The sequence below is a fragment of the Camelimonas lactis genome (assembly GCF_004342915.1).
GTDB lineage: Bacteria > Pseudomonadota > Alphaproteobacteria > Rhizobiales > Beijerinckiaceae > Camelimonas > Camelimonas lactis.
The window spans coordinates 223,755-250,691 of the sequence record NZ_SLWL01000003.1; the positions used below are offsets into that span (position 1 = coordinate 223,755).

Consider the following 26,937-nt stretch of genomic DNA (forward strand, 5'->3'; position numbering starts at 1 on the left):
GCCGTTACAGGATAAAACGGCTGAGATCGGTGTTCCGCGCCAGTTCACCCAGGCGGGCCTCCACATAGGCGGCGTCGATCCGGACAGTTTCGCCAGCGCGGTCCGCGGCGGTGAAGGAGATGTCGTCGAGCACGCGCTCGATGACCGTCTGTAGCCGGCGGGCGCCAATGTTCTCCACCGAGGCGTTCACCTCCACGGCGATGCGCGCCAGTGCGTCGATGGCGTCGCTGGTGAAGTCCAGCGTCACGCCCTCCGTCGCCATCATGGCGATCGACTGGCGGATGAGGTTAGCCTCGGTGTCCGTGAGAATGCGCCGGAAATCGCTTTCATCCAGCGAGCTCAGCTCGACGCGGATCGGCAGGCGACCCTGCAGTTCAGGCAGCAGATCCGAGGGCTTGGCGACATGGAAGGCGCCGGATGCGATGAAGAGAATATGGTCCGTCTTCACCGGCCCGTGTTTGGTGGAGACGGTGGTGCCCTCGATCAGCGGCAGCAGATCGCGCTGCACGCCTTCACGTGAAACATCGCCGCCGCCACGGTGTTCACGCACGCAGATCTTGTCGATCTCGTCGAGAAAAACGATGCCGTCGTTCTCGACCTGGCGGATGGCCTCCTGAACCAGTTGCTCCTGATCGAGCAGTTTGTCGCTTTCCTCGCTCACCAGCGGCTCAAAGGCGTCGCGCACGGTGGTGCGGCGGGATTTGGTGCGGCCGCCCATGGCCTTGCCGAAAATGTCGCCAATATTGATGGCGCCAACGGAGGCGCCCGGCATGCCCGGCAGTTCGAACATCGGCATCCCGCCAGAAGGCGCCTGCAGTTCGATGTCGATTTCCTTTTCGTCGAGCAGGCCGTCGCGCAGCTTGCGGCGGAACGATTCCCGGGTGGCGGCGCCAGAGGTGGCGCCGACCAGGGCGTCGAGCACACGTTCTTCGGCGGCGAGTTGGGCCCGGGCCTGCACATCCTTGCGCCGGGTTTCCCGCACCAGCGAGATCGCCACTTCGACCAGATCGCGGACGATCTGCTCCACGTCGCGGCCCACATAGCCGACTTCGGTGAACTTGGTGGCTTCCACCTTGAGGAATGGCGCGCCGGCCAGCCGCGCCAGCCGGCGCGAAATCTCGGTCTTGCCGCAGCCGGTGGGGCCGATCATCAGGATGTTTTTCGGCATCACCTCATCGCGCAAGGTCGCGTCGAGCTGCTGCCGGCGCCAGCGGTTGCGCAGGGCGATGGCGACGGCGCGCTTGGCGTCACGCTGGCCAACGATATGCCGGTCCAGCTCCGAAACGATTTCACGGGGAGAGAAAGTGGTCATGGCGGCAACATGCTAGAGCGGTTCCCGGAAAAGTGGACGCCACTTCGGGTCCGGAAAGCGCATTGAACCAAATAGATAGGGCAAGCTCCGATTCAGCGGGAATGGATTTTGCTCCTGGCGTTTCTGGCGAAACTTGCAGGTGTTTCGCATCGACAATGCATGGGTTGCGGAGGCGTGAATTGCTTAACGCGCGATCTCGAGGCTTTCGAGGACAAGATTGCGATTGGTGTAGACGCAGATGTCGCCGGCGATCGCCATCGACTTGCGCACGATCGCTTCGGCGTCCCGGTCAGTATCGAGCAGGGCGAGCGCCGCGGACAGGGCGAAGTTGCCGCCCGAGCCAATGGCCATCACCGAACCTTCCGGGTAGGCTTCCGGTTCGACCACGTCGCCGGTGCCGGAAAGCAGCAGGCTGACGTTCCTGTCCGCCACCAGCATCATCGCCTCGAGCCGGCGCAGATAGCGGTCCGTGCGCCAGTCCTTGGCCAGTTCGACGCAGGCGCGGGTCAGTTGCGCGGGATATTGTTCCAGCTTGGCCTCAAGCCGCTCGAACAGCGTGAAGGCGTCTGCGGTGGCGCCGGCGAAGCCGCCGAGCACGCCGCCGCCGGCCAGGCGCCGAACCTTGCGGGCATTGCCCTTGATAACGGTCTGGCCGAGGCTGACCTGACCATCGCCGCCCATGACGACCCTGTCGCCCTTGCGGACCATGAGAATGGTGGTGGCGTGAAAAACGGCCGGGCCGTCACTGGGCATGGAAAGATCCGTCTACATGCTGGAACATTGCTCCTGCATGTAGGACGTCCGGCGCCGGCAATCCAGTGTCACGCCGGAAATGCGCCTTTCGGAGGCCCAGGACCGCGCCGGTCCTCTGGCGCAGGGCAGGGGATTGAACCACGCCCGCCCTGCGCTTCGTTCCTGATGGCGGAATTATTCTGCGGCCATTGGCAGCCGCTGGTAACGGCTGGCCCGGGCGTTGAGATCGGCGAGGGCGGCGGCGTATTCCTGACGGAAACGGGCGATGAGTTCGCCGGCGCCGATGATCCCCTTGATCGGACCCACGCCCTGGCCGGAGCCCCAGATGTCGCGCCACGGTTTCACCTGCTTGCCGTCGTCGCCGAAATTCATCTTCGACGGGTCCGAGGTTGGCAGATTGTCCGGATCGAGGCCGGCGCGTTCGATCGACTTGCGTAAATAATTGCCGTGCACGCCGGTGAACAGATTGCTGTAGACGATGCCCGAGGAATCGGCGTCGACGATGCCCTGCTTGTAGGATTCATGGGCGTTGGCCTCGCGCGTGGCGATGAATGCGGAGCCGATATAGGCAAGGTCCGCTCCCATGGCCTGCGCCGCCAGAATGGCCCGGCCGCTGGCGATGGCGCCCGACAGGGCGAGGGGACCGTCAAACCACTCGCGAATATCCTGGATCAGCGCCATCGGCGAAATGGTTCCGGCATGCCCGCCGGCGCCAGCGGCCACGGCGATCAGCCCATCGGCGCCCTTCTCGACAGCCTTGCGGGCGAAACGATTGTCGATGACGTCATGCAGCGTGACGCCGCCGTAGCCATGGATGGCCTGGTTCAGGTCTTCCCGGGCGCCCAGCGAGGTGATGATGACGGGAACCTTGTGCTTCACGCACAATTCGACGTCGTGGTCGAGGCGGTTGTTGGAGCGGTGAACAATCTGGTTGACGGCGAACGGCGCTGAGGGCTGGTCCGGATGGTCACGGTCATGGGCCGCCAGTTCCTCGCGGATCTGGTGCAACCATTCATCCAGCAATTCCTTGGGGCGGGCATTGAGGGCCGGAAAGCTGCCGACGACGCCGGCCTTGCACTGGGCGATAACCAGTTCGGGTCCCGAGACGATGAACAGGGGCGAGGCGATCGCCGGCAGGGACAGGCGTTCCGACAGGACCTTTGGCAAACTCATTTGTTCCTCCTGAACCGGCCGCGGGCCAGTCTGTGTAATGCTTCGCGAAACAGGCCTGTAGCGCCTGTTCCGGCAGGGTCGATATGGCTGACAGCAAGCCCCCATAACGCGTGGCCGACAATGCGGGATTGCGCCACAGACTTGTCAGAATGCGCCAGTCAGAATGCGCCCGGTGAAAAACCCGTTGATGACCGTGGACGCTATTTGACATTGAAACGCGACCGCGACAGCTTTTTCAAAATCAATATTGAACAACATTCAGGAGGGAACAAAAGATGGCGCAATGGCGCAAGAAAATGTTTGTCCGGAAAAGCACCACGTGTCTGCGGCGGGCCAGCGCGACCGCCCTGATGGGCGCGCTGCTCGCTTCATCCGCCCTGCACGGCGTGAAGGCCGGAGAACAGCCTGCGATTTCTGACGACGCCGTCAAGATCGGCCTGCTGCTCGACATGTCTGGCCCTTATGCCGATATCACAGGGCCCAACAGTGTCGCCGCGGCGCAGATGGCCATTGATGATTTTGGCGGCAAGGTACTTGGGAAAAAGATCGAGCTTTTGAGCGCCGACACCCTGAACAAGCCCGATATCACCGCCGCGCTCGCGCGGGAGTGGTTCGATTCCAAAAAGCTCGACGCCATCATGGATGTCGCCGCAACCGCCCCGTCGCTGGCGGCGCTGGAAGTCGCCCGTCCGCGCAACAAGATCGTGGTGCTGACCAGTCCGGCCTCGGCGCGCCTCACCAACGAAGCCTGCACGCCCACGTCCGTCCACTGGACCTATGACACCTATGCGCTGGCGCATGGCACCGGCAAGGCCGCCGTCAAACAGGGCTTCGACAGCTGGTTTTTCGTGACGGCCGACTACACCTTCGGCACGGATCTGGAGAAAGACGTCACGCGCGTCGTGCGCGAGGGCGGCGGCAAGGTGCTGGGGTCGGTGCGCGCGCCGCTCAACACGCTGGATTTTTCGTCGTTCCTGCTGCAGGCGCAGGCCTCAAAGGCGAAGATCATCGCCCTGGCGAATGGCGGCAATGATACCGTGAACTCCATCAAGCAGGCCCAGGAGTTTGGCGTGGTTCAGGGCGGCCAGAAGCTCGCCGGCATGCTGATCTTCCTGTCCGACATCCACAGCCTCGGCATCGACAAGGCCCAGGGGCTGGTGCTCACCACCGCATTCTACTGGGATCGCGATGAGGCCTCCCGGGCATGGTCGAAGCGTTATTTCGAGAAGACCGGACGCATGCCCAGCATGTCCCAGGCTGGAACCTATTCGGCGACGATGCACTATCTGAAGGCGGTGCAGGCGGCCGGCACGGATGCGACTGACGCCGTGATGAAGAAAATGCGCGAAACGCCGGTCAATGATTTTTTCGCGACCAACGGCAGGATTCGCGAAGACGGCCGCATGGTGCATGACATGTATCTGGCCGAGGTGAAATCGCCTTCCGATAGCAAGGGTCCTTGGGATTATTACAAGATCCTGCAAACCATTCCAGGCGATGAGGCGTTCCAGCCCCTGTCCGAATCGCGCTGTCCGCTGGTGAAGAAGCCATAAGCCTACAGGTTCGCGGCAGTGATTGACCGTTGACGCGCGACCGTCCCATGGTTGCGCATCAACGCGTCGCGCGTCGGGAGAAGCCGTTCTGACGGACTCTCCAGGACGATGTTTCGCGTGAAACATAAAAATCCGGGAGAGAAAACGTCATGACGCAATCCGGCCGCTGGAAGCAGCGGCCTGAAGGCTCCACCTGGGGCGACTTCGGGCCGGACGATCAGTTGGGACGGCTGAACCTCATCACGCCGGAAAAGGTGAAGCAGGGCGCGGCGGAAATTCGTGAGGGCCTTGCGTTTTGCCTCAGCCTGCCGCTGGAATATCCCGGCGGCAACGTGCTGAACCCGCGGCGCTTCCCACCCGTGCTGCGGCCGACGCGCCGCGGCGACGCGGTCAACATGAACTACCAGCTTGGGCGCGATCATGCCGGCGCCACCGATGTGCTGTGTGACGATCTGGTGCTCCTGCACCTGCAATATTCAACCCAGTGGGACAGCTTCGCCCACGTTGGCTCCATGTTCGACGCCGACGGTGATGGCGTGCCGGAGCCTTTGTACTACAACGGCTTTCGGGCGGGCGAGGACGTTGTTGGCCCCAGCGACCTGACGGACGCCGGCGCGCCGGAAGGTTATGGCCCCAGCACGTCCGGCGCCCGGCGCCTCGGCGTTGAGAATATGGCGGTGAAAGGCATGCAGGGCCGCGCCGTGATGATCGATCTGCACGCCCATGTCGGCCGGGCGCGGGAGATCATCGGCTATGACCAGCTGATGCCGATCCTGGAGAAAGACCGGGTGGAGATTGAACCCGGCGACATGGTCTGCCTGCACACGGGATTCGCCGAATTTCTGCTGGAGCTTGGTGGAAATCCGACCCATTTCGCTGTCGAAAATGCCTGCGCCCTGCTGGATGGCCGCGACGGGCGCCTGCTGCAATGGATTACGGACAGTGGCCTGGCCGCCCTCATCGCCGACAACTATTCGGTTGAGGCCTATCCAGCGCGCCCCGGCGGCGATTGCTGCGCCCAGCTGCCCCTGCATGAGCACTGCCTGTTCAAGCTCGGGGTTCATCTGGGCGAATTGTGGCATCTGACGCCGCTGGCCAACTGGCTGCGGGACCATGGCCGCAACCGCTTCATGTTGACCGCGCCCCCGCTGCGGCTTACGGGCGCCGTGGGCTCGCCGGCGACACCGGTCGCGACAGTCTGATGTCGCGCCTAGCCGGCGGATAGCGCCGCCGGCCCGGCCCCCTCCGGATTGCGCAGATAGGCCAGCATTGGCTCGGCGTTGATGCGGATATCTTCTTCCGCGCCCTGCCGCGCCAGTTGCGGGTCCTTCTGCCGCAGGCCGTCCAGCAACGTATGGTGGGGATGACGGCGGGGCAGAGTGGTCGGGCGGTGAACCAGCAGCGCATTCATCAGCGGGCCGATTTGCAGCCACAGGGTTTCGGCGATGCGATAATGCAGCGGCATATCGGCGATGGCGCAGAAGGCTGCGTGAAAACGCTGGTTCTCCGCGAATGATTCCTTGAAGTCGCGCGCCTTTTTCAGGGCGATCATACGGTCATGGATCGCTTCCAGCTCCGCCACCTGGTCAGCCGTGGCGATTTCGGCGGCCCGTGCTGCGGAGCGCCCTTCGACATCGATGCGCAACACGCAGATCTCGCTGAAGCGCTCCGGATCGATATGCGGAATGCGCACCGAGCGATGGTCAAGCTGGGCGACCGCCATGTCGGCGACGAGACGCGCCAGCGCCTCGCGCACCGGCGTCGGACTGACGCCGAGTTCCGCCGCGATGTCGCGCAGCTTCAGCTTTTCGCCCGGGGAGAACCGGCCGCTCATGATGTCGCGACGCAGACGGAAATACGCCTGGTTGCTCAGGCTTTCCCGGGCCAAGGGTTCATCGGACTGCTTTTGGAGTGCGGACATCATGGCGTTTTCTCCCGCCCCCTGGACAGGATGTCATTTCATATATGCGATGCGAAGCGGGTGTGGGCGCTACATGCACCGCCGCCGCCGCCAGCACAACCCCCCGGTCCGCGCGAAGCTGCGGGCAATCTGAAACTTTATGGGACGTTACAATAATTCAGGCGTCGTTTGTTGACGCCCGGGAGTCGCCGATCGGGAAAACTGCGCGTGCAGGTGCCGAAAGGCAACCAGGCGGAATTGCTACTTGGCATGATGCGAACCGCCGCTTAACACTGGCCCACGCGCCCAATCCGTGGCGCGCGGCGACAATTCCGCCTGACGCCACATGTCGAGAAAACAGCCCAGGCTGGCTGGAAATGGCCCGCGGGGCGCCCGCTTTGCCGGTTCTCGGGATCATGGGGAGGGAAGGGCAGCGGTTCCCGCCGCGCGCGATGAGCATGGGCAGTGATCGTGTTTGGCGGGCTGAACCGCGGATTGCCGCAGGCGAATTCCCGCAATGGAAATACTCTTCTGGCGTGAGCCACAAGGGAAGCAGGAAACCGACCGCTTTGCCCCCTTGGGGGCGTGCGGCGACATGGCGCACGGGAAGGACAAGAGGATGGATCTGAGCTTTACCCCTGAAGAACAGGCCTTCCGTGAGGAAGTGCGGGAGTTTTTCCGGACCGCTCTGCCGGAAAAGCTTCGCGCCAAGCTTCGCGCTGGCCATCACGTCAGCAAGGACGAGCAGGTCGAGTGGCAGCGCACCCTTAACAAGAAGGGTTGGGCGGTTCCGCATTGGCCGGTCGAGTGGGGTGGCACCGGTTGGGATCCGGTGCGTCAGTACATCTTCCGTGAGGAGCTGATGGCGGCGCCCGCGCCGGAGCCGCTGGCCTTCAACGCCAGCATGTGCGGTCCGGTCATTATCCAGTTCGGCTCGGAAGAGCAGAAGAAGCGCTTCCTGCCGCGCATGGCCAATCTGGATGACTGGTGGTGCCAGGGCTTCTCGGAGCCGGGCTCCGGCTCGGACCTCGCCTCGCTGAAGACCTCGGCGCGTCGCGATGGCGATTTCTATGTGGTCAATGGCCAGAAGACCTGGACGACCCTCGCCCAACACGCCGATTGGATCTTCTGCCTCGTCCGCACCGATCCTTCCGCAAAACCCCAGCGCGGCATCAGCTTCCTGCTGATTGACATGAAGACGCCGGGCATCACCGTACGTCCGATCATCACCATCGAAGGCGGCCACGAAGTCAACGAAGTGTTCTTCGACGACGTGCGGGTTCCCGCAGAGAACCTGGTTGGTGAGGAAAACCGCGGTTGGGATTACGCCAAATTCCTGCTTGGCAATGAGCGCGTTGGCATTGCCCGCGTTGGCGCTTCGAAGGAGCGCGTCCGCCGTATCAAGCTGCTCGCGTCCGAATCGCGCCACGGCAACCCGCCGGTGCTCGAGAACGCCCGTTTCCGGGAAAAGCTCGCCGCTATCGAGGTGGAGCTGAAAGCGCTGGAAATGACGCAGATGCGCGTTGTCGCCAACATGGCGACTCTGGACGGCAAACCCGACCCGGCCTCGTCGATCCTCAAGATCAAGGGCTCGGAAATCCAGCAGACGCTGACCGAGCTGATGGTCGAGCTGGCGGGTCCCGAAGCGCTCGCCTACCAGCCCCATGGCGCAGATGGTCGCAACGAACCGGCGGCGGCGCCGGAATGGGCCCTGACCTCGGCGCCCAACTTCTTCAATTATCGCAAGGTCTCCATCTACGGCGGCTCGAACGAAATCCAGAAGAACATCATCAGCAAGCAGGTGCTGGGTCTCTGAGAGGCGAGCGCCGCTTCCCGGCCCCCGGGGCCGGGAAGCTTCCGTTATCCATTATCCAGGCTCCGGCGCTGCGGTGCTGTTGAGCCGGCAAAGGAACAGTCAGTCATGGATTTTGACCTCAGTGAAGAGCAGCGCCTGCTGAAGGACAGCGTCGAGCGCCTGGTCGCCGACAAATACGATTTTGAGTCGCGCAAGCGGTATGGCGCCGAGCCGAAGGGCTATAGCGACGCGCTGTGGACGCAATATGCCGAACTCGGCATTCTTGGCCTGCCGTTCGCGGAAGAAGACGGCGGTTTTGGCGGCGGCGCCGTCGACACCATGATCGTCATGGAAGCCCTTGGCCGCGCCCTGGTGCTGGAGCCGTATCTGGCGACGGTGGTGCTGGGCGGCGGCGCCCTGCGTCGCGCTGGCAGCGCGGCGCAAAGGCAGAAAATCATCCCCCAGATTGCCGAAGGCAGCCTCAAGCTCGCCTTGGCCCACGCTGAGCCTCAGGCCCGGTACAATCTCGCCAATGTCGCAGCGACGGCGAAGCGTGATGGCGATGGCTGGGTGCTGAATGGAGCCAAGTCCGGCGTCCTGCATGGCGACAGCGCCGACCTGCTGGTGGTCAGCGCGCGCGTTTCCGGTGACCAGACCGCCGAAAACGGCGTAGCCCTGTTCCTCGTGCCGGCCGACGCTGGCGGCCTGACCCGCCGCGGCTACGCCACCCAGGACGGCCTGCGCGCGGCCGACATCGACATGGCTGGCGTCCGCGTCGGCGCCGACGCCCTGATCGGTGGCGAGAGCGATGGTCTTGCCGTTGTCCGCCGGGTCTACGACGACGCCATTGCCGCTACTTCGGCGGAAGCTGTCGGCGCCATGCAGCGGGCGCTGGAGCTTACGGTTGAGTACATCAAGACGCGCAACCAGTTCGGCCAGCCGATTGGCAACTTCCAGGCGTTGCAGCACCAGGCCGTGGACATGTTCACCGCGCTCGAACAGGCGCGCAGCATGGCCATGTACGCCACGATGATGACCCAGGAGGAGGATGCGGACGAGCGTGCCCGCGCCATGGCCGCCACCCGCGTTCAGGTTGGCCGTTCCGGCCGCGTCGTCGGCAAGAATGGCGTGCAGCTTCACGGCGGCGTTGGCGTCACCATCGAGTTCGCCATCGGCCATTACTTCAAGCGCCTGACCATGATCGACGCCATGTTCGGCGACGCCGACCATCACCTTGGCATCCTGTCGGACCTCGGCGGTCTGCTGCCGGCTGCCTGAAACAGACGGCGCCGCTGACATCATGCAACCCGGCCTGTCGTTCTGACAGGCCGGGTTTTGTCCATTCTGGCGCCATGAATTCCCCGCCTTCTGTCGGCAGCATTCAAACGGTTCCCCATGCAATAATTGCCCGGGCTGGTGGCGCGCAATGACTGACGTCCGTATGGTTCTGGCGGCCCTGCTGTTCTGCATCGCCGCCATCAGCGGCGTGATCTATATCGCCATCCAGCCAACGCAATTGCGTGTCGGCGTGACGGCGGACGACGCCATCAGCCGGCATGTCATGCAGATCGCCGACCAGGCGTTCCGTGAGCGCAAAAAGGAAATCCGCCTGAAAACGGTGGTGTTGCGAAACGCCGCCGAGGTGGCTGCGGCGCTGAACGCCGGCTCTGTCGATCTGGGCGTGGCGCGCTCGGACAATATTGCCGCCACCGCCGCCGAGGCTGTTCTCGTGCTCCGCCGCGAAGCGCTGGTCATTGTCGCGCGCGGCGTCGATGACGCGACGGATGTCAGCGCCCTTGCCGGCAAGCGCATCGGCGTGCTGGCTTTCGGCGGCCCCGAGCCCGGCAATCGCCTGAATGCGCTGTTCGATTATTATGGCCTCGTGGGCGCCTCGCAGAAGAGCGCCGTCATCCAGCCGGCGGAACTGGCCGACGCCCTGGCTTCGCGCCGCTTTGACGCGTTCGCCCTGCTCGGTTCGGTGGCCGCCCCCGCCATGGCCGCCAGCGTGCGCCGCATCGCGGAAGGCAACCCGGGCGGCATCGCCATTATCGACATGGCGGAGGCTGAGGCGCTGGCGCAACGCGTTGGCGATCTGGAAACGGTTTCCATCCCCGCCGGCATATTTCGCGGCAGCCCGCCATTGCCGGCGAAAAAGAAGGATACGGTGGCCGCGCCGGTGCGCCTGATGGCCCGGGCAGACCTGGACGAAGGCAAGGTGTCGCGGCTATTGCAGCAGTTCCTGTCCGTCCGCTCCGCCATCCGCCGCGCCGCGCCGGGCTATGACCACTATGAAGTGCCAGATCCGGAGGACTCCCCGGTTCTGGTGCATCAGGGCGCCCGGGCTTTCCGGGACGGCGAAAGTACTGGCCTGCTCGAACGCTACAGCGATGCGCTCTATCTCGGCCTGTTCGTGATCGGCGGCGTCGCCTCCTTCGCTACCGCTGTCGCCGCCCGTTTCGCGCTGGGCCGGCGCCGACGGCTGATGCGTGTGCTGGGCGAACTGCGGGCCATTGGCGCCAGCCTGACAGGCGTTGCGTCGCTGGCGCAACTGGACGAGGCGGAGGTCAGGGTTGAACATCTGCTGTCGTCGGTGTTCGAGCGCGCGGCCAACTGTGAACTGTCCGCTGACGATCTTGCCGCCATCAATCTGGCGTTTGACTGGTGGCGCACCCAGATCACCGATGCCCGAACCCGTCTGGCTGCTCCGGTCGACAGGGCGGGGAAGCGATTCCTGCCGGCGCAGGCGCCCGGCAGTTGATCAGCGGCGCGTTATGCGTCAAACGAACCTGAACCGGTTATAATGGCCCTGCCATTCCGCCGGCCCGTCATTGGGTAGCCGCTGTTTGATGCGCAGGCTACGGGACAGGAGAACGCTCCATGCGTGCCGGCGAAGTCGCGCGATCGACCAACGAGACCAAAATCTCCGTTTCCATCAATCTGGACGGGGACGGCAGGGCTGACGTCGCCACCGGCGTCGGTTTCTTCGATCACATGCTGGACCTGTTTGCCCGTCATGGTCTGTTCGACGTCAAGGTCCATGCGGACGGCGATCTGCATGTCGATGACCATCATACGGTGGAAGATTGCGGCATTGCCCTTGGTGAAGCTTTCCGCAAGGCGCTGGGCGACAAGCGCGGCGTGGTGCGCTACGCCGACGCGCACGTCCCGATGGACGAGACCCTGTCGCGCGTCTGTGTCGACATTTCCGGCCGGCCGTTCCTGGTGTTTCGCACCGAATTTACCGCGGGCAAGATCGGGACCTTCGATACGGAGCTGGTGCGGGAGTTTTTCCAGGCTTTCGCCATGAACGCGGGGCTCACCCTGCATGTCGAGACGTTCTACGGCCTTAATAGCCACCATATCGCCGAGAGCTGCTTCAAGGGGCTCGGCCGCGCCCTGCGCAAGGCCGTGGCGATCGACGCCCGCGAAGGTAACCGGATTCCGTCCACCAAGGGCGCGCTCTGACGCGCCTTGCAAGAGGGCGTGGATTGCCGTGCGACAGGGGGAGCTGGCATGAAGTCCTTTCTGTTGTTCGCGCCGCGGGGCGCGACGCCCGGAGACCCCGGCGCTCTCGAAAACGCCGTGGTCGTCAGGGATTCGTTCACCTGGCTGGCGTTTCTGGCGCCGACGCTGTGGTTTCTGTATTTCCGCCTTTGGCTGGCGGCGCTGGGCGCCCTCATGATCACGCCCGCGGTGCTCGCTCTCGCCGCGTATTTTCCCGTTGGGTCGGGCGTCGTGCTGATGGTCCTGCTGGCGGTTCGCCTGTTCATCGGGCTTGAGGCTGGCGCGTTGCGGGCGCGATCCCTGCGTGGCCGGGGCTATCGTCTGGCGGACGCTGTCGTTGCCCGTAACGGAGCCGAGGCGGAGAACATGATGTTCAGGCGGTGGCTGTCGCAGCCAGCGGAAGATTCCCCACCAGTTATCGCTGCGCAATCCGCCGCGCAGCCGGAGCGGCGCGCCGTGGCGGGCATTGTAGGGTTGTTTCCGGAGCCGGAGGGCGGTCGTTGAATACGGTTGTTGTGGTTGATTATGGCTCGGGCAACCTGCACTCCGCCTGCAAGGCCCTGGAGCGCGCTGGCAATGACGCCGGCAGCGAGGTCACCGTCCGGCTGTCGTCTGATCCGGATGAGGTGCTGAAGGCCGACCGGGTGGTGTTGCCGGGCGTCGGCGCCTTCGCCGACTGCCGTCGCGGCCTCGACGCCGCGCCAGGTCTGACCGAGGCGCTGACGGAACTGGTGCAGGAGAAGGGCCGGCCGTTTTTTGGCATCTGCGTCGGCATGCAACTGCTGGCCTCGCGCGGTCTGGAATATGAGATCACCGCCGGTCTTGACTGGATCAGCGGCGACGTGGCGCCGATTCGTCCAGCGGATCCGTCGCTCAAGATTCCTCACATGGGGTGGAATGATCTCACCCAGGTCCGTCCCCATCCGCTGCTGGACAATCTGCTGAACTCCGGTCGTAGCCGCGACGCCTATTTTGTCCATTCCTATGCGCTGACCGCCGCACGCCCGGAAGACGTCGTCGCCACGACCGACTATGGCGGAGCGATTACCGCCTTCGTGGCCCGGGACAATGTGGCTGGCAGCCAGTTTCACCCAGAGAAAAGCCAGGGTTTCGGCCTTGCGCTGCTTTCCAATTTCATCAGGTGGCGTCCGTGATCCTGTTTCCCGCAATCGACCTCAAGGAAGGCCAGTGCGTCCGCCTGGTTCATGGCGACATGAAACAGGCCACGGTGTTCAACGATAACCCGGGCGCCCAGGCTGAAGCCTTCCGCGCCCAGGGGTTCGACTGGCTGCATATCGTCGATCTGGATGGCGCCTTCGCCGGGCGGCCGGTCAACGCGGATGCGGTTGAAGCAATCCTCGCGCGGGCGCCTGGCATGTCCGTGCAACTCGGTGGCGGCATTCGCGACATGCGCACCGTCGATGGCTGGCTGTCGCGCGGCGTGTCGCGCGTCATCATCGGCACTGCTGCGGTGCGCGACCCGGCGTTCGTGCGTGAGGCGGCGCGGCTGCATCCTGGCCGCATCGCCGTTGGCATCGACGCCCGCGACGGCCGCGTGGCTGTCGAGGGCTGGGCCAGCCTGTCGGAGATCGGCGCGGAGGAGCTTGGCAAGAAATTCGAGGACGCCGGCGTCGCCGCCATTATCTTCACCGACATCAGCCGCGACGGCGCCATGGGCGGCCTCAACATCGAGTCGACGCTGGCGCTGGCCCGCGCCGTGTCCATCCCGGTGATTGCGTCAGGTGGGCTGGCGTCCATTGCCGACGTCCAGCGCCTGACGCAACCCGACTGCGCGATTCTGGAGGGCGCGATTTCCGGCCGCGCCCTGTATGACGGCCGTCTCGACCCGGCGGAAGCGCTGGCGTTGCTGAAGAACGCGGGACGTTGAGCCGATGTTGAAGGTTCGCATCATTCCCTGCCTCGACGTCAAGGACGGGCGGGTCGTCAAGGGCGTCAAATTCGTCGACCTGGTCGACGCTGGCGATCCTGTCGAAGCGGCGCGCGCCTATGACGCGGCGGGCGCCGATGAGCTCTGCTTCCTCGACATCACCGCCAGCCACGAAGATCGCAGCACCCTGCTCGATGTGGTGCAGCGCACGGCCGAGGCCTGTTTCACGCCCCTGACTGTCGGCGGCGGCGTCCGCGCCGTTGAGGATATCCGCCGGCTGCTGCTGGCTGGCGCCGACAAGGTGTCGATCAACACGGCGGCTGTGAACAACCGCCAGTTCGTCCGTGAAGCGGCGGAAAAGTTCGGCGACCAGTGCATCGTCGTGGCCATCGACGCCAAGCGTGTTTCGCCGGATGGAGCGCCGCCGCGCTGGGAGATATTTACTCATGGCGGCCGACGCGAAACCGGCATCGACGCCATCGATTTCGCGCGCGAGGTCGTTTCTCTGGGCGCGGGCGAACTGCTGGTCACCTCAATGGACCGCGACGGCACCCGCGCCGGCTACGACCTGCCGCTGATGAAGGCGATTTCCAGCGCTGTCAGCGCTCCGGTGATCGCTTCAGGCGGCGTCGGCTCGCTGGATGATCTGGTTAATGGCGTCACGGAAGGTGGGGTCAGCGCTGTGCTGGCCGCGTCAATTTTCCATTTTGGGACTTACACGGTCAGCGAGGCCAAGGCGCATATGGCCGCGGCCGGCATACCGGTGCGGATGGTCTGACATGGCTGAACTCACGGGCAAATTCACGCTTGAGGATCTCGAAGCGATCGTGGCGGCCCGCGCCGCGGCAAGCCCGGACACGTCATATACGGCGAAACTGCTTGCTGACGGTCCGATGAAGGCTGCAAAGAAGCTTGGCGAGGAGGGCGTGGAAGCCGCGCTCGCGGCCGTGGCGCGCGACAGGGAAAACCTGACCGGCGAAGCAGCTGATGTTTTATACCATCTGCTTGTTGTGTTGCGTGGCGCTGATATTCCGCTCAGCGCCGTCATGGAGGAACTGCAACGCCGGACCGGTCAGTCCGGATTGCAGGAGAAGGCGTCCCGCCAGACCTGAATGGTACGGCGGGAGACAGGAACGACAATGACGCCAGCAGATTACGCCGCGCCGCCAGAGCAGATCGAGCGCTCCGTCTCCCCATTTCGCGAATTCACCCGGGCGGAGTGGGCCAGGTTGCGCGCCGACACGCCGTTGACGCTGACGGGCGATGAAGTCGTGAAGCTGCAATCGCTTAACGACCCGATCTCGCTGGAAGAGGTCATCGCGATCTATCTGCCGCTGTCGCGGCTGTTGTCCCTGTACGTCGCGGCGACCCAGGGACTGTTCAAGGCGACGCAGCGCTTCCTGCTGGCCGAGCAGGAAACCAAGGCACCCTATATCATTGGCATCGCAGGGTCGGTCGCCGTTGGCAAGTCAACCACCGCCCGTATCCTGCAGGCGCTGCTGGCGCGTTGGCCCAATACCCCCAAGGTCGACCTGGTCACCACCGATGGCTTCCTCTATCCTAACGCCGAGCTTGAGCGTCAGGGACTGATGGAGCGCAAGGGCTTCCCGGAAAGCTATGACACGCAGAAGCTGCTGCAGTTCCTCTCGGACATCAAATCCGGCAAGCGCAATGTAGCCGGTCCGGTCTATTCCCACCTCGTCTACGACGTGGTGCCGGGCGAGGAAGTGTATGTCGACCAGCCGGACATTCTCATTCTCGAGGGGCTGAACGTCCTGCAACCGGCGCGTCTGCCCCGGGATGGCAGCGATATTCCGTTCGTATCAGACTTTTTTGACTTCTCGGTCTATCTGGATGCGGATGAGGATCTGCTGCACGAGTGGTATGTGACGCGCTTCATGCGCCTGCGTGAAACGGCGTTCCGCGATCCGCAATCCTATTTCCGCAAGTACGCCAGCGTCAGCGAGGGCGAGGCCCTGCAGATGGCTGAGCGGTTGTGGAGCCGCATCAACCTGACCAACCTGCGCGAAAATGTGCTGCCGACCCGCCGTCGCGCCGATCTGGTATTGCGCAAGGGCCGCAGCCATCTGATCGAGGAAGTCTCGCTGCGCCGGCTGTAAGCCGCGTCGATAATCGAAAAGCAGGGCTGAAAACGGGACGGCGCAAACCGCCCCGTTTTTTTTCAGAACTTGAGGCCCGACTGGGCGATCAGCTGTTTGAGATCGGCGACCGGGCGGGCGCCCATGTGCTGGATGACTTCCGCGGCGGCGATGGCGCCGATCTGCCCGCAGATTTCGAGCGGCGCATTGCGGGCGAGCCCGAACAGGAAGCCCGCCGCGAACAGGTCGCCGGCCCCGGTGGTGTCGACCAGCGTCCCGATCGGCGCCGCTGGCACGGCGATGCGCTGGCCCCCGTTCAGGATGACACAGCCCTTTTCCGAGCGGGTGACCACGCCCAGTACGTCGCGCTGCGCCAGTTCGCCCAGCGCCGTCTCAAAATCCGCCGTCTGGTACAGGCTCGTCACCTCGTGGGTATTGGCGAAGACGATATCCACCACCTTGCTGTCGATGAGATTGTTGAATTCGTCGCGATAGCGGTCGACGCAGAACGCGTCCGACAGGGTAATGGCGACGCGCCCGCCGCTGGCGTGCGCCACTTCGGCGGCGCGCAGGAAGGCCACCTTGGCCTGCGGAGGGTCCCAGAGGTAGCCTTCAAGATAGATGATGTCCGACGCGGCGATCATGTCCTCGTCCAGGTCCGCCGGGCTGAGATCCTGCCCCGCGCCCAGATAGGTGCTCATGCTGCGTTCGCCATCCGGCGTCACCAGCACGAAGCAACGTCCCGTGCCGGGCCCCTCTCCGGCTGGCGCCGTTGGAAAGGCGACGCCCATGGCGTGCAGGTCGTGGGCGAAGGCCGCTCCCAGGTCGTCTTTCCGCACCCGGGCGATCAGGGCGCCGCGGCCGCCTAGGGCGGCGACGCCCGCGATGGTGTTGGAGGCGGAGCCGCCGGAAACCGTGGTGGTGGGCCCCATGGCTGCGTACAAGGCGTCGGCGCCGGCTTCGTCCACGAGCTGCATGGCGCCCTTGGCGATGTGATGCTGGCCAAGAAAGGCCTCATCGGCGCGCGCCAGAATGTCGACGAGCGCATTGCCGATGCCAAGCACATCGTGCCGTTTTGCAGACATGAAGATCTCCTGAGGGATGCGCCCGGACGCGGGCGTTCTGGCGGGTGGTTGGCCGGAAAGCCGTCTGGAATCGGCGCCTTCCTGGCAGTTTGCGAAACAATTGTCAGTTACCTGATAGCAGAACGGGATGGGGCCGACTCATGATTCTGGTCAAGCCTGGGTAATGGGGCCTGCCGTTGGCGCATGCCCAGGCCCGACGCCTGAATCCGTTGTGCTTGCGTGAAGGCGTGGCCGGCGTCATAACGCGCCCTTGCGACGCATGTTCACGCGGGGCGCTTCCTGACCGGGGCGGCGCCGTTCATCTGCCAGGAGCATGCCCGTTCTTCCGACATGCGATTTACGTCCGTTCCGGCGCTGTGGCTGAACGAACGCGGGTCGCACCTGACGTCAACCGGGTGATGGTGAAGCAGTATGGCGACAATCGGCCAGCGCGTGTTCTCCGGCGTGCAACCAACGGGCAATCTGCATCTCGGCAATTATCTTGGCGCCATCCAGCGCTTTGTCGGGCTCCAGGACCAGTATGAGTGCATCTATTGCGTGGTGGACATGCATGCGATCACCGTGCCCCAGAAGCCCCAGGAGCTGACGCGCCAGATTCGCGAGGTCACCGCCGCCTTTCTGGCCTGCGGCGTCGACCCCAGGCGGCATATCGTGTTCAACCAGAGCCAGGTCAGCGGTCATGCCGAACTGGCGTGGGTGTTCAACTGCGTCGCCCGCATGGGCTGGCTCAACCGCATGACCCAGTTCAAGGAGAAGGCGGGCAAGGACCGGGAGAACGCCTCGGTGGGGCTGTTCACCTATCCGGACCTGATGGCCGCCGACATCCTTGTTTACCGCGCCACCCATGTGCCTGTCGGCGAGGACCAGAAGCAGCACATGGAGCTGACCCGCGACATCGCCCAGAAATTCAACAATGATTTCGCCGAATCGATCGCGCGCAATGGCTTCGGCGAGACATATTTCCCGCTGGCCGAGCCACTGATCCAGGGCCCGGCCCGCCGGGTCATGAGCCTGCGTGACGGCGCGAAGAAAATGTCCAAATCGGATCCGTCCGATTATTCGCGCATCAACCTCAGTGATGGCCCCGACGCGATCGCCCAGAAGGTGCGCAAGGCCAAGACTGACGCCGAGCCGCTGCCTTCCGAAGAAGCCGGCCTCGCAAACCGCCCGGAAGCAGACAATCTGGTCGGTATCTATGCGGCCCTGTCCGGCCGGGCCAAGGCGGATGTTCTGTCCGAGTTTGGCGGTTCGCAGTTTTCGATCTTCAAGACCGCCCTGGTCGACCTGTCCGTGGCCCATCTTGGCCCCATCGGTTCGGAGATGCAGCGCCTGGTTGCGGATGGGCACTACATCGATTCGGTGCTCGTCGACGGGGCCAACCGCGCCCGTGTGCTGGCCGACCAGACCATGCGCGACGTAAAGGATATCCTCGGTTTCATCCGCGCCCGCTGATTTGACTGATTCCTGCAACGGCAGGGCGTCGCCCATATCCGGGCGTGACGTCGCTGTTTGTTGCCATCACTGGGCGCCACCGCCATATTTGGTTCAGAGGCCGGCATGGCTGGCCTGGAAGCGCGCGCAGAGCGCGTTCAGACAAAAGACAGGGCAAAATCCGTTCCAGCGTGAACGGATTTTGCTCCAGCCGACCCGCCGGCCTTGAACCGGCGCGCGAGGAGTTGAGAATGTTTATCCAGACCGAAGCGACGCCCAATCCGGCGACGCTCAAGTTTCTGCCCGGTCGCACCGTTCTGGCTGACGGCACGCTCGATTTCCGCAGCCGTGACGACGCCTCGGCGTCCCCCCTGGCCGAGCGGCTGTTTAACGTGGATGGCGTCGCCGCCGTGTTTTTCGGCAATGACTTCATCACCGTCACCAAGGCAGGCGGCGAGTGGGTGCATCTGAAGCCGGCCATTTTGGGCGCGATCATGGAGCACTTCATGTCCGGCGCGCCTGTGGTGGCCAATCAGGCGGCTTTGCCCGTAGATGACGGCGAGGAGTTCTTCGACGAAAAGGACGCCGGCATCGTCGACACCATCAAGGACCTGCTGGAAACCCGCGTGCGGCCGGCGGTGGCCAATGATGGCGGCGACATCACCTTCGTCGGCTATCGCGACGGCACCGTTTATCTGTCGATGAAGGGCGCCTGCTCCGGCTGTCCGTCGTCAACCGCCACCCTGCAGCACGGCATCCAGAACCTGTTCCGGCACTTCCTGCCGGACGTTCAGGCCGTGGAGGCCGTATAAACATCGCGCGGGACCCGGGCGGCGGAGGGAGATGTAATTGCGCGTTCTGGCGATTGATACGGCTCTTGGCGCCTGCTCGGCGTGCGTGGCGGAGCGTGGGGCTCCGGCGGCGATCTCGACGGAAACCATGGTTATGGAACGTGGTCACGCCGAGGCGCTGCTGCCGCTGCTGGAGCGCGTGATGGCCCATGCGCCAGGTGGTTTCGGCGCCATCGACCGGGTGGTGGTGACCGTCGGACCCGGCAGTTTCACCGGCTTGCGCATCGGCATCTCGGCTGCCCGGGCCATCGGTCTCGCCCTTAAAGTTCCTGTCGTCGGCGTCACCAGCCTTTCGGCCCTGCTGAGTCCGATCGTCGCCACCGCTGGCGATCGCGTCGCCGTCGCCGCCATCGACGCCCGCCATGGCCAGGTTTTTATCCAGGCCGTGGCTCCTGGCGGCCGTGTTGTGGTGCCGGCGCGGCTGGCCACCGCCCGTGAAGCGGCGCGTCTGCTTGGCTCCGGCAATATCATGATCGCGGGCTCCGGCGCCGGCCTCCTCGCCGCCGAGGCCTGGTCCGTGGGCGTCAACGCCACGGTCGCGCCGGACGCCCTGTTTCCCGATCCCCTGTGGGTGGCGCGGCTTGGCGCGCTGGCTGATCCGGCGACGGCGCTGCCCAAACCCTATTATTTGCGTGCGCCCGATGCGAAGCCGCAGGAAGGCGGGGCGCTGCCGCGCGCCTGACAGGTCATACGCCGTTGGTGGCTTCAGGAGGTCGTATGAGCGTTTTACGATGGCCCTGGGGGTCTAGCGAGGAGCTGGTGACGCAACGGCTTCAGCCGGCCTGCGCGGCGGTTCTGGCGCATATCCACGCCGCCAGCTTCGCCCATGGCTGGGATGAAGAAGCCATGGCGGCGATGATTCTCGACGACATGATCCAGAGCGACGGGCTGTTCGCCTCCGGCCAGCCGGTCGCGCCGGTCGCGTTCGTGCTCAGCCGCTGCGTGCTGGATGAAGCCGAAATCCTCACCATCGCCGTCTCCGACCGCTGGCGCGGCCGCCGGGCGTCGCTCCGCCTGTTGCAGCATCATCTGCAATGTCTGGCGGCCAGGGGCGTCAGAACAGTGCATCTGGAGGTGGAGGAGGGGAATGCGCCCGCCCTGCACCTGTACGACCGCTTCGGGTTTATCAGGACGGGCGAGCGCAAGGGATATTACGCCAGGGCCGATGGCTCGCGCGCGACTGCCGTGCTGATGAGCAGGGAGCTCTGAGTTTCGCGCAAGGGGCGGTTGGGTCAGGGAATGCGTTGAAACGCGCCCCGAGCTGAAGCCAATTCAGGGCCGACGTAAAGGACCGGCAGCATCGCTCCATGCTGCGCCAAACAGCGCGGCCCGCGCCACATCTGGCGCGGGCCGCATATTTTTTAACTGGCCGGCGATAATGCGTCCGCCGGACTCATGCCGGCCTTATTTCTGGCCAGGCGCCGCGGCGCGGATTTCCGCGTCCACATGCGGCTCGAAGGTTTTGAAATTGTCGTGGAACATGCCGACCAGGCGTTGCGCCGTGGCGGCGAAATCCGCCTTGTCGGCCCAGGTCTTCATCGGGTCCAGAATGTCGTTCTCGATGCCCGGAACCGCGACCGGAACTTCGAAGCCGAAGTTTGGATCAGCGCGGAACTCGACCTTGTTCAGGGAGCCATCGAGCGCGGCGCCGAGCAGGGCGCGGGTGACGCGGATCGGCATACGACTGCCAATTCCGTGCTTGCCGCCGGTCCAGCCCGTGTTCACCAGCCAGCAGGTCACGCCGTATTTCGCGATCAGTTCGCGCAGCAGGTTGCCGTACTCGGAAGGATGGCGCGGCATGAACGGCGCGCCGAAGCAGGTGGAGAACGTCGCCTGCGGCTCGGTCACGCCCTTCTCGGTGCCAGCGACCTTGGCGGTGTAGCCGGACAGGAAATGATACATCGCCTGCGCTGGCGTCATGCGGGCGATCGGCGGCATGACGCCGAAAGCGTCGGCCGTCAGCATGATGATGTTCTTCGGAATGCCGGCGCGGCCGGTGGCCGAGGCGTTCGGAATGAAATCCAGCGGATAGGCGCAGCGCGTGTTTTCCGTCTTCGACGTATCGTCGAAGTCGGGCTCACGGGTCAGCGGATCGACGACCACGTTTTCCAGGACGGTGCCGAAGCGCTCGGTGGTGGCGTAGATCTCAGGTTCGGCTTCGCGCGACAGCCGCACGGTCTTGGCGTAGCAGCCGCCCTCGAAGTTGAACACGCCTTCGGGCGACCAGCCATGCTCGTCGTCGCCGATCAGCGTGCGCTTGGGATCAGCGGAAAGCGTGGTCTTGCCGGTGCCGGAGAGGCCGAAAAATACGGCGACGTCGCCATCGGGACCGGCGTTGGCCGAGCAATGCATCGGCATCACGCCAACGGTCGGCAGCACGTAATTGAGATAGGTGAACACCGACTTCTTCATCTCGCCGGCGTAGCTGGTGCCGCCGATGAGCACGATCTTGCGCGTGAAGTCGATGGCGATGACGGTTTCGCTGCGCACGCCGTGCCGGGCTGGATCAGCCTTGAACGACGGCAGGTCGACGATCGTCATTTCGGGAACATAGCTGCTCACCTCGCTGCGGTCCGGGCGGATCAGCAGGTTGCGGATGAACAGCGAGTGCCAGGCGAATTCCGTGAAAACGCGGGCGCGCACGCGGTGGGCCGGGTCGGCGCCGCCAAAGAGGTCCTGCGCGAACAGTTCCTTGCCTTTTGCGTGGGCGATGAAATCGGCCAGGAGCGTATCGAACTGGGCCGGCGTGATGGCGCCGTTATTGTCCCACCAAACCGCGTTTTCGGTGTTGGCGTCGCGCACCACGAACTTGTCCTTGGGGGAGCGGCCGGTGTGCACGCCGGTTTCGGCGAGCAGGGCGCCGCCCCGGACCAGCTGTGCTTCATCCCTTTTCAGGGCTTCTTCATACAGGCGGGGGGCTTCGAGATTCCAGTTTACCCGTTTGAGCTCACGAAAACCGAAGCTTTCAGCGCCATGCGCTGCATTGAATACGCCCACGTTCTCCACGAAACGTCCTCCTTGGGGCCGTCCGGGGGGCTTGAGAAGCCTGCAACGGCCGCCAGCGGTCAATCAGATGTGCGGTTCCTATGACAGAAATCTGTCAGCGTTTCTACGTGGCAATGTAAGTACAATGCAACGGCGCCGAACGCGCGTGTTTCACGTCAGCGCCAGAGGCCGGGCTTTCCCCGGAAATTGGCGCATTGCAGGCTGAAGGGCGTTTTCCGCGTCTCTTGGACGCATGTGGTCGCGCACGGCGAGGCCCGACCCTGCCGGTTTTACTCTTCCTCGCCAAACCGGTCGGCGAGCAAGGCCTCGATGGCGTTCAGGGCTTCTTCGGCGTCATGGCCGCTGGCGGAAACGATAACGGAGGTGCCCTTGGCCGCGGCGAGCGTCAGGAGACCCATGATCGAGCGGCCGCCCACAGTTTCCCCGCACCGCGTCACCGTGACGTCAGCTTCGAAGCGGTCGACGGTCTGAACGAATTTGGCGGATGCGCGGGCATGAAGCCCTTTGCGGTTGATAATCGGCAACTCGCGCGACAGCGCGCCAGGCGGCAGATCGGGAGGCGGGAAGTCTGGCTCGCAGTCCAAGCGGCGGGCCTCCTATTTACCAGCCAGGACGCGGCTGGCGACGTTGATATACTTCCGTCCGGCTTCCTGCGCCTGCAGCACCGCGTCGGCCAGCGGCAGGTCTTCACGAACGCTGGCGAGCTTGATCAGCATGGGCAGGTTGATGCCGGCGATGACCTCAACCTGGAGGCCGGCCATGCAGGAGATGGCGAGGTTCGAGGGCGTGCCGCCGAACATGTCGGTAAGGACCACCACGCCGGAGCCGCTGTCCACATGGCGCACCGCCGTCAGGATATCCTGACGGCGACTGTCCATGTCGTCTTCCGGCCCGATTGTGATTGTTTCTACCTGTTGCTGTGGGCCGACGACATGCTCCAGGGCGGAGCGGAATTCCGTGGCCAGACACCCGTGCGTCACAAGCACAAGACCGATCATTTAGCTTCCCATTGGCGACGCCGGTCCCTGGAGGTCTCTGTCCGGAGCGTCCACAAGAGCAGTCATTTTGAGCATCGGGCGCACAAGCGCAAGATGGGTGCGACCTTTTCGCTCAAAATACCGCGGGTCCCTGATGCTGCTCCGGGGCTACACGCAAACCGGGGTGATCCAGAAAAGCCACGACCAGCAACTCACGCTGATGATTACGGCCAAGGCTGATCATGGGTAACGACAGGACGCCGTGCTTCCATTGCAACACCGGATCGTCGGGATAACGGGAGCCGTCACCCTTTTCACACCACGCCGCCGCGCGTACGACTGCGGTGCGCTCGTACGCGGTTCGCCGGATTCCGTAACCGTACAGTTCGTAGTCGCCGGCCAGACGTGGGTGCGGGCGCGCCAGCACCCTTTGCCCGGATGTCCACAGCAGCGTGCGATCGTCGGCGACCAGACGGGCGAAGCGGCCGGCGCGGCGCCATCTGTCAATCAGGCCGAGCGCCAGGGTTGTCTTGCCGGCGCCGCTATCGCCAAGAATGAGCAGGCCCCTGTCGTCCAGGAGCACGCAGGAGGCGTGAACCGACGCCGTTTCATGGGCCCCCTGACGCGCCGCCAGATCGCAAGGGGGCGGCATCAGGCAGCGACCAGCGCCGGGAGGCGCACGACAAAGGTGGCGCCCAGGACGATTGGATCGTCATCGTCTTCGTCTGTAGGGTCGAGCCGGTTGCGCGCCGTGATCGTTCCCTTGTGCGCCGAAATGATCTGGCGGGAAATCGACAGGCCGAGGCCGGAGTTCTGCCCAAAACCCTGCTGGGGACGGTCCGTATAGAAGCGCTCAAAAATGCGCTCCAGGGCATGTTCGGGGATGCCCGGGCCGTCATCCTCGACCCGGATCTCCACATCCTGCTTGAGGCGCCGCACATGGATGCGGACGCTGGCGCCGTCAGGCGAAAACGAACGCGCGTTATCCACGAGATTGTTGATGACCTGGCTGAGGCGTCCGTCATGCCCCATGACAACAAAAGCGTCCTTGCCGAGCGGATGCGGGTCGATGGTCACTTGGACCGGCGCCTGTCCTTCCCGGCGCACTTCATTGGCGATCGATGAAACGCCCTGCACCAGGCGGGCGACGTCAACCGGCTCGGCGTCTTCGCGCGACAGTTCCGCATCAAGGCGCGAGGCGTCGGAAATGTCGCTGATGAGCCGGTCGAGACGCCTCACGTCATGCTGGATGACCTCCATCAGCCGGCCACGCGATTCATCGGTTTTCGCGAGCGGCAGGGTTTCCACCGCGCTGCGCAGCGACGTCAGCGGATTCTTCAGCTCATGGGCGACGTCAGCGGCGAAGCTCTCGATGGCGTCGATGCGGTCGTACATGGCCGTGGTCATGTCGCGCAGGGCGCCTGACAGGTGGCCAATTTCGTCCGCCCGGTTGGTGAAATCGGGAATGCTGTGGCGTGATCTCGCGCCCTTGCGCACCCGGTCGGCCGCCTCGGCCAGCCGTCGCATCGGGCCGGCGATGGCGCCAGCCAGCAGGAACGATAGCAGCACCATGACGAGGGCGGCGATCAGGAACACCTGCAGCAGCCCCAGGCGCTCCTTGGCGATGATCTGGTCGATATCGCCGCCCTGGGTCGAGAGCAGCAGAACGCCGCGGACGGATTTCAGCCGCTGGATAGGCACCGCCACCGAGACGATGGTTTCGCCATTGCTGTTCACCCGCACAACCGAGGCGGGCTTGCCGGCAATGGCGCTGGCGACCTCTGGCAGGGAGCGGCCGCTGCTGGTGGTCAGCACCTCGGCCGGAAGGCCTTTGGTCTGCGTCCAGCGGCGGATGGTTTCCCACAGGCGCTCCAGCAATCCTGGGGGCTCGCGGGGGATGGGCGGCAGATCAAGCCGCAGCACGTCGCCGCGGGCCAGGTGCGACTGGGAATCCAGCAACAGCTGGCCTTCGCGATCGAACACCCTCGCGCGGGTGCCCGTTGGCGTCACAAGGTGACGCAGCAGGGGCGCGACGCGCTCCGGATTGATCGAGAATTCCAGCGGCGACAGGGCTTCCTCGCCGAAACCGGAGCTTTCTCCAGCCTGGAGTTGCAGCAGCTTGTCGGGGTCAATCAGGATCGCGTCGGTTTCGACTGTCGCGGAGGTCGCGATGGCGCCAGCGATGATTTCGCCCTGGGTCAGAAGGCTTTGAACCCGGGCCTCGATCAGGCCCTCGCGAAACTGGTTAAGATACAGGAAGCCGATCAGCAGAACGACGAGGCCGGCCAGGTTCAGCATGACGATGCGGCGCGTCAGGCTGGACGACATGCGCGTCAGCATCATGCGTGCGAATCGCCTGATGCGCGTTCCCAGTCCCCGGGCCGCCTCATCGGCGGCCGGCTCAACCTGGTCGTCGGATACAGTGTCAGTCATTCGCGCGCATCGCCCGCCCGGGCGTGTTGAGAGACGGTGTAGCCATCTGCACCGAACAGGACGACGCGCCCGTGAGGGCGCGGCGTCGGGTTTCATTCAATCCTGGCCCCACGCGTCATCAGGCTTCCTTGAAGCGGTAACCGACGCCATACAGGGTTTCGATCATGTCGAAATTATCATCGACAGCCTTGAACTTCTTGCGCAGGCGCTTGATGTGGCTGTCGATGGTGCGGTCGTCCACATAGACCTGATCATCATACGCCGCATCCATCAGGGCGTTGCGGCTTTTCACAACGCCCGGACGCTGGGCCAGCGCCTGCAGGATGAGAAATTCCGTCACGGTCAGGGTCACGGGCTCGTTGCGCCATGTGCAGGTATGGCGCTCCGGGTCCATCTTGAGCGCGCCCCGCTCTAGGGCGCGGGCGTCGCTTTCCCGCACCGCCGTCTGATCGCGTGGGCTGGCGCGGCGCAACACGGCCTTGACGCGCTCCACCAGCAGCCGTTGGGAGAACGGTTTGCGAATAAAATCGTCGGCGCCCATCTTCAGGCCGAAAAGCTCGTCGATTTCCTCATCCTTCGAGGTAAGGAAAATAACCGGAAGATCGCTTTTCTGCCGTAGCCGCCGCAACAGCTCCATGCCGTCCATGCGGGGCATCTTGATGTCGAGAATGGCCAGGTCCGGCGGATTCGTCTTGAACCCGTCCAACGCCGAGGCGCCGTCCGTGTAGGTGAGGATCCGATATCCCTCCGATTCCAGGGCAATGGAAACTGAGGTCAGAATGTTACCGTCGTCATCAACGAGAGCGATCGTTGGCATTGTGGCGTGGTTTTCCCGGATAGCGCGATGATGGCCATCGCTGGCCGCACGCGGGTTGAACACGGGTGAAGTCTGCGCTCCAACACGGCCGAAAAAAGGCGGTGGATCGCGTCCTTTGCTTTCACAGCATAATATTTTCAAGAGATTCGCGCCAGCCTTCGCTTTGCGACGGCGGATTCGTCATGGCGGATGCCTGTCGCGGACCGGTTATTGTCTGGGTCATGAAAGCGCTTTTCATCAAGGCCGGCGCCCCGGGGCCGCCGGAGTTGGCGCGGGAGCGGCCGGTTCTGAAACGGGAAAGCCGCCCGGCGCGGGCCGGGCGGCTTTCTGTTTCAATATCTGACGCGGGGCGGGGCGCCG

General features: G+C 64.2%; 27 protein-coding genes. 16 read left to right on the forward strand and 11 right to left on the reverse strand.

The genetic code is table 11. The annotated features are described in order from the left end of the window. Positions 1 to 4: 4 nt before the first annotated feature. From hslU to EV666_RS05525, 3 genes are all read right to left on the reverse strand, one after another. Positions 5 to 1,312 (reverse strand): ATP-dependent protease ATPase subunit HslU, encoded by a 1,308-nt coding sequence (gene hslU, locus EV666_RS05515; RefSeq protein ID WP_132004275.1) that lies wholly within the window; start codon positions 1,310 to 1,312, stop codon positions 5 to 7. 183 nt (positions 1,313 to 1,495) lie between these two features. Then, on the reverse strand, positions 1,496 to 2,065 hold the full coding sequence (gene hslV / locus EV666_RS05520; protein ID WP_132004278.1) for an ATP-dependent protease subunit HslV: 570 nt from the start codon (positions 2,063 to 2,065) through the stop codon (positions 1,496 to 1,498). Positions 2,066 to 2,239: 174 nt separating this feature from the next. Next, positions 2,240 to 3,238, reverse strand: a complete 999-nt coding sequence (locus EV666_RS05525; protein ID WP_132004281.1) for an NAD(P)H-dependent flavin oxidoreductase — start codon at positions 3,236 to 3,238, stop codon at positions 2,240 to 2,242. A 350-nt stretch (positions 3,239 to 3,588) separates the two neighbouring features. On the opposite strand from EV666_RS05525, the gene EV666_RS05530 reads away from it, so the two are divergent. Together EV666_RS05530 and EV666_RS05535 are read left to right on the forward strand one after the other, a co-directional pair. Next, positions 3,589 to 4,791, forward strand: coding sequence for an ABC transporter substrate-binding protein (locus EV666_RS05530; RefSeq protein ID WP_132004619.1), 1,203 nt, complete (start codon positions 3,589 to 3,591; stop codon positions 4,789 to 4,791). 149 nt (positions 4,792 to 4,940) lie between these two features. Next, positions 4,941 to 5,993, forward strand: a complete 1,053-nt coding sequence (locus tag EV666_RS05535; protein ID WP_132004283.1) for a cyclase family protein — start codon at positions 4,941 to 4,943, stop codon at positions 5,991 to 5,993. 8 nt (positions 5,994 to 6,001) lie between these two features. Here EV666_RS05535 and EV666_RS05540 read toward each other — a convergent pair whose 3' ends face one another. Continuing rightward, positions 6,002 to 6,715 (reverse strand): GntR family transcriptional regulator, encoded by a 714-nt coding sequence (locus tag EV666_RS05540; RefSeq protein ID WP_132004286.1) that lies wholly within the window; start codon positions 6,713 to 6,715, stop codon positions 6,002 to 6,004. Between the two features lie 595 nt (positions 6,716 to 7,310). Between EV666_RS05540 and pimC the strand changes: the two genes are divergently transcribed. The 10 genes from pimC (at position 7,311) to coaA (ending at position 15,998) form a co-directional block, all read left to right on the forward strand. Further along, a complete protein-coding gene (pimC, locus tag EV666_RS05545; protein WP_132004289.1) occupies positions 7,311 to 8,507 on the forward strand; it encodes a pimeloyl-CoA dehydrogenase large subunit in 1,197 nt (398 codons plus the stop codon). Positions 8,508 to 8,612: 105 nt separating this feature from the next. Continuing rightward, a complete protein-coding gene (locus EV666_RS05550; protein ID WP_132004292.1) occupies positions 8,613 to 9,764 on the forward strand; it encodes an acyl-CoA dehydrogenase family protein in 1,152 nt (383 codons plus the stop codon). Positions 9,765 to 9,912: 148 nt separating this feature from the next. Continuing rightward, positions 9,913 to 11,244 (forward strand): TAXI family TRAP transporter solute-binding subunit, encoded by a 1,332-nt coding sequence (locus EV666_RS05555; protein WP_132004295.1) that lies wholly within the window; start codon positions 9,913 to 9,915, stop codon positions 11,242 to 11,244. 119 nt (positions 11,245 to 11,363) lie between these two features. Continuing rightward, complete coding sequence (gene hisB, locus EV666_RS05560; RefSeq protein ID WP_132004298.1) at positions 11,364 to 11,951, forward strand: imidazoleglycerol-phosphate dehydratase HisB; 588 nt, start codon at positions 11,364 to 11,366, stop codon at positions 11,949 to 11,951. Between the two features lie 48 nt (positions 11,952 to 11,999). Then, complete coding sequence (locus EV666_RS05565; protein WP_132004301.1) at positions 12,000 to 12,494, forward strand: DUF2628 domain-containing protein; 495 nt, start codon at positions 12,000 to 12,002, stop codon at positions 12,492 to 12,494. Then, positions 12,491 to 13,144: an imidazole glycerol phosphate synthase subunit HisH gene (hisH, locus tag EV666_RS05570; RefSeq protein WP_132004304.1), complete on the forward strand. Its 654-nt coding sequence runs from the start codon at positions 12,491 to 12,493 to the stop codon at positions 13,142 to 13,144. The genes EV666_RS05565 and hisH overlap by 4 nt, the downstream gene beginning before the upstream one ends. Beyond that, positions 13,132 to 13,878 (forward strand): 1-(5-phosphoribosyl)-5-[(5-phosphoribosylamino)methylideneamino]imidazole-4-carboxamide isomerase, encoded by a 747-nt coding sequence (hisA, locus tag EV666_RS05575; protein WP_207906335.1) that lies wholly within the window; start codon positions 13,132 to 13,134, stop codon positions 13,876 to 13,878. The genes hisH and hisA overlap by 13 nt, the downstream gene beginning before the upstream one ends. A gap of 4 nt (positions 13,879 to 13,882) precedes the next feature. After that, positions 13,883 to 14,656, forward strand: a complete 774-nt coding sequence (gene hisF, locus EV666_RS05580; protein WP_132004310.1) for an imidazole glycerol phosphate synthase subunit HisF — start codon at positions 13,883 to 13,885, stop codon at positions 14,654 to 14,656. Position 14,657: 1 nt separating this feature from the next. After that, a complete protein-coding gene (locus EV666_RS05585; protein WP_132004313.1) occupies positions 14,658 to 14,990 on the forward strand; it encodes a phosphoribosyl-ATP diphosphatase in 333 nt (110 codons plus the stop codon). Positions 14,991 to 15,017: 27 nt separating this feature from the next. Beyond that, positions 15,018 to 15,998 (forward strand): type I pantothenate kinase, encoded by a 981-nt coding sequence (gene coaA / locus EV666_RS05590; RefSeq protein WP_132004316.1) that lies wholly within the window; start codon positions 15,018 to 15,020, stop codon positions 15,996 to 15,998. Between the two features lie 62 nt (positions 15,999 to 16,060). Here the strand turns inward: coaA and EV666_RS05595 are convergent, their stop codons facing one another. Continuing rightward, on the reverse strand, positions 16,061 to 17,062 hold the full coding sequence (locus tag EV666_RS05595) for an adenosine kinase (protein WP_132004319.1): 1,002 nt from the start codon (positions 17,060 to 17,062) through the stop codon (positions 16,061 to 16,063). Positions 17,063 to 17,473: 411 nt separating this feature from the next. Between EV666_RS05595 and trpS the strand changes: the two genes are divergently transcribed. The 4 genes from trpS (at position 17,474) to EV666_RS05615 (ending at position 20,553) form a co-directional block, all read left to right on the forward strand. Further along, complete coding sequence (trpS, locus tag EV666_RS05600; RefSeq protein ID WP_132004322.1) at positions 17,474 to 18,514, forward strand: tryptophan--tRNA ligase; 1,041 nt, start codon at positions 17,474 to 17,476, stop codon at positions 18,512 to 18,514. A gap of 230 nt (positions 18,515 to 18,744) precedes the next feature. Then, positions 18,745 to 19,305: a NifU family protein gene (locus tag EV666_RS05605; RefSeq protein ID WP_132004325.1), complete on the forward strand. Its 561-nt coding sequence runs from the start codon at positions 18,745 to 18,747 to the stop codon at positions 19,303 to 19,305. A gap of 37 nt (positions 19,306 to 19,342) precedes the next feature. Then, positions 19,343 to 20,026, forward strand: coding sequence for a tRNA (adenosine(37)-N6)-threonylcarbamoyltransferase complex dimerization subunit type 1 TsaB (gene tsaB, locus EV666_RS05610; protein WP_132004328.1), 684 nt, complete (start codon positions 19,343 to 19,345; stop codon positions 20,024 to 20,026). A 35-nt stretch (positions 20,027 to 20,061) separates the two neighbouring features. After that, on the forward strand, positions 20,062 to 20,553 hold the full coding sequence (locus EV666_RS05615) for a GNAT family N-acetyltransferase (RefSeq protein ID WP_132004331.1): 492 nt from the start codon (positions 20,062 to 20,064) through the stop codon (positions 20,551 to 20,553). Between the two features lie 195 nt (positions 20,554 to 20,748). Here the strand turns inward: EV666_RS05615 and EV666_RS05620 are convergent, their stop codons facing one another. The 6 genes from EV666_RS05620 to EV666_RS05645 all read right to left on the reverse strand — a co-directional run bounded on the left by EV666_RS05620 (position 20,749) and on the right by EV666_RS05645 (position 26,577). Continuing rightward, a complete protein-coding gene (locus tag EV666_RS05620) occupies positions 20,749 to 22,350 on the reverse strand; it encodes a phosphoenolpyruvate carboxykinase (RefSeq protein WP_132004334.1) in 1,602 nt (533 codons plus the stop codon). Between the two features lie 269 nt (positions 22,351 to 22,619). Beyond that, positions 22,620 to 22,934 (reverse strand): HPr family phosphocarrier protein, encoded by a 315-nt coding sequence (locus EV666_RS05625; protein WP_132004337.1) that lies wholly within the window; start codon positions 22,932 to 22,934, stop codon positions 22,620 to 22,622. 12 nt (positions 22,935 to 22,946) lie between these two features. Then, on the reverse strand, positions 22,947 to 23,348 hold the full coding sequence (locus EV666_RS05630) for a PTS sugar transporter subunit IIA (protein ID WP_132004340.1): 402 nt from the start codon (positions 23,346 to 23,348) through the stop codon (positions 22,947 to 22,949). Between the two features lie 112 nt (positions 23,349 to 23,460). Further along, complete coding sequence (locus EV666_RS05635) at positions 23,461 to 23,979, reverse strand: HPr kinase/phosphorylase (RefSeq protein ID WP_132004343.1); 519 nt, start codon at positions 23,977 to 23,979, stop codon at positions 23,461 to 23,463. Next, positions 23,979 to 25,760 (reverse strand): sensor histidine kinase, encoded by a 1,782-nt coding sequence (locus EV666_RS05640; protein WP_132004346.1) that lies wholly within the window; start codon positions 25,758 to 25,760, stop codon positions 23,979 to 23,981. The genes EV666_RS05635 and EV666_RS05640 overlap by 1 nt, the downstream gene beginning before the upstream one ends. A 118-nt stretch (positions 25,761 to 25,878) precedes the next feature. Next, positions 25,879 to 26,577: a response regulator transcription factor gene (locus tag EV666_RS05645; RefSeq protein WP_132004349.1), complete on the reverse strand. Its 699-nt coding sequence runs from the start codon at positions 26,575 to 26,577 to the stop codon at positions 25,879 to 25,881. Positions 26,578 to 26,937 lie beyond the last annotated feature (360 nt).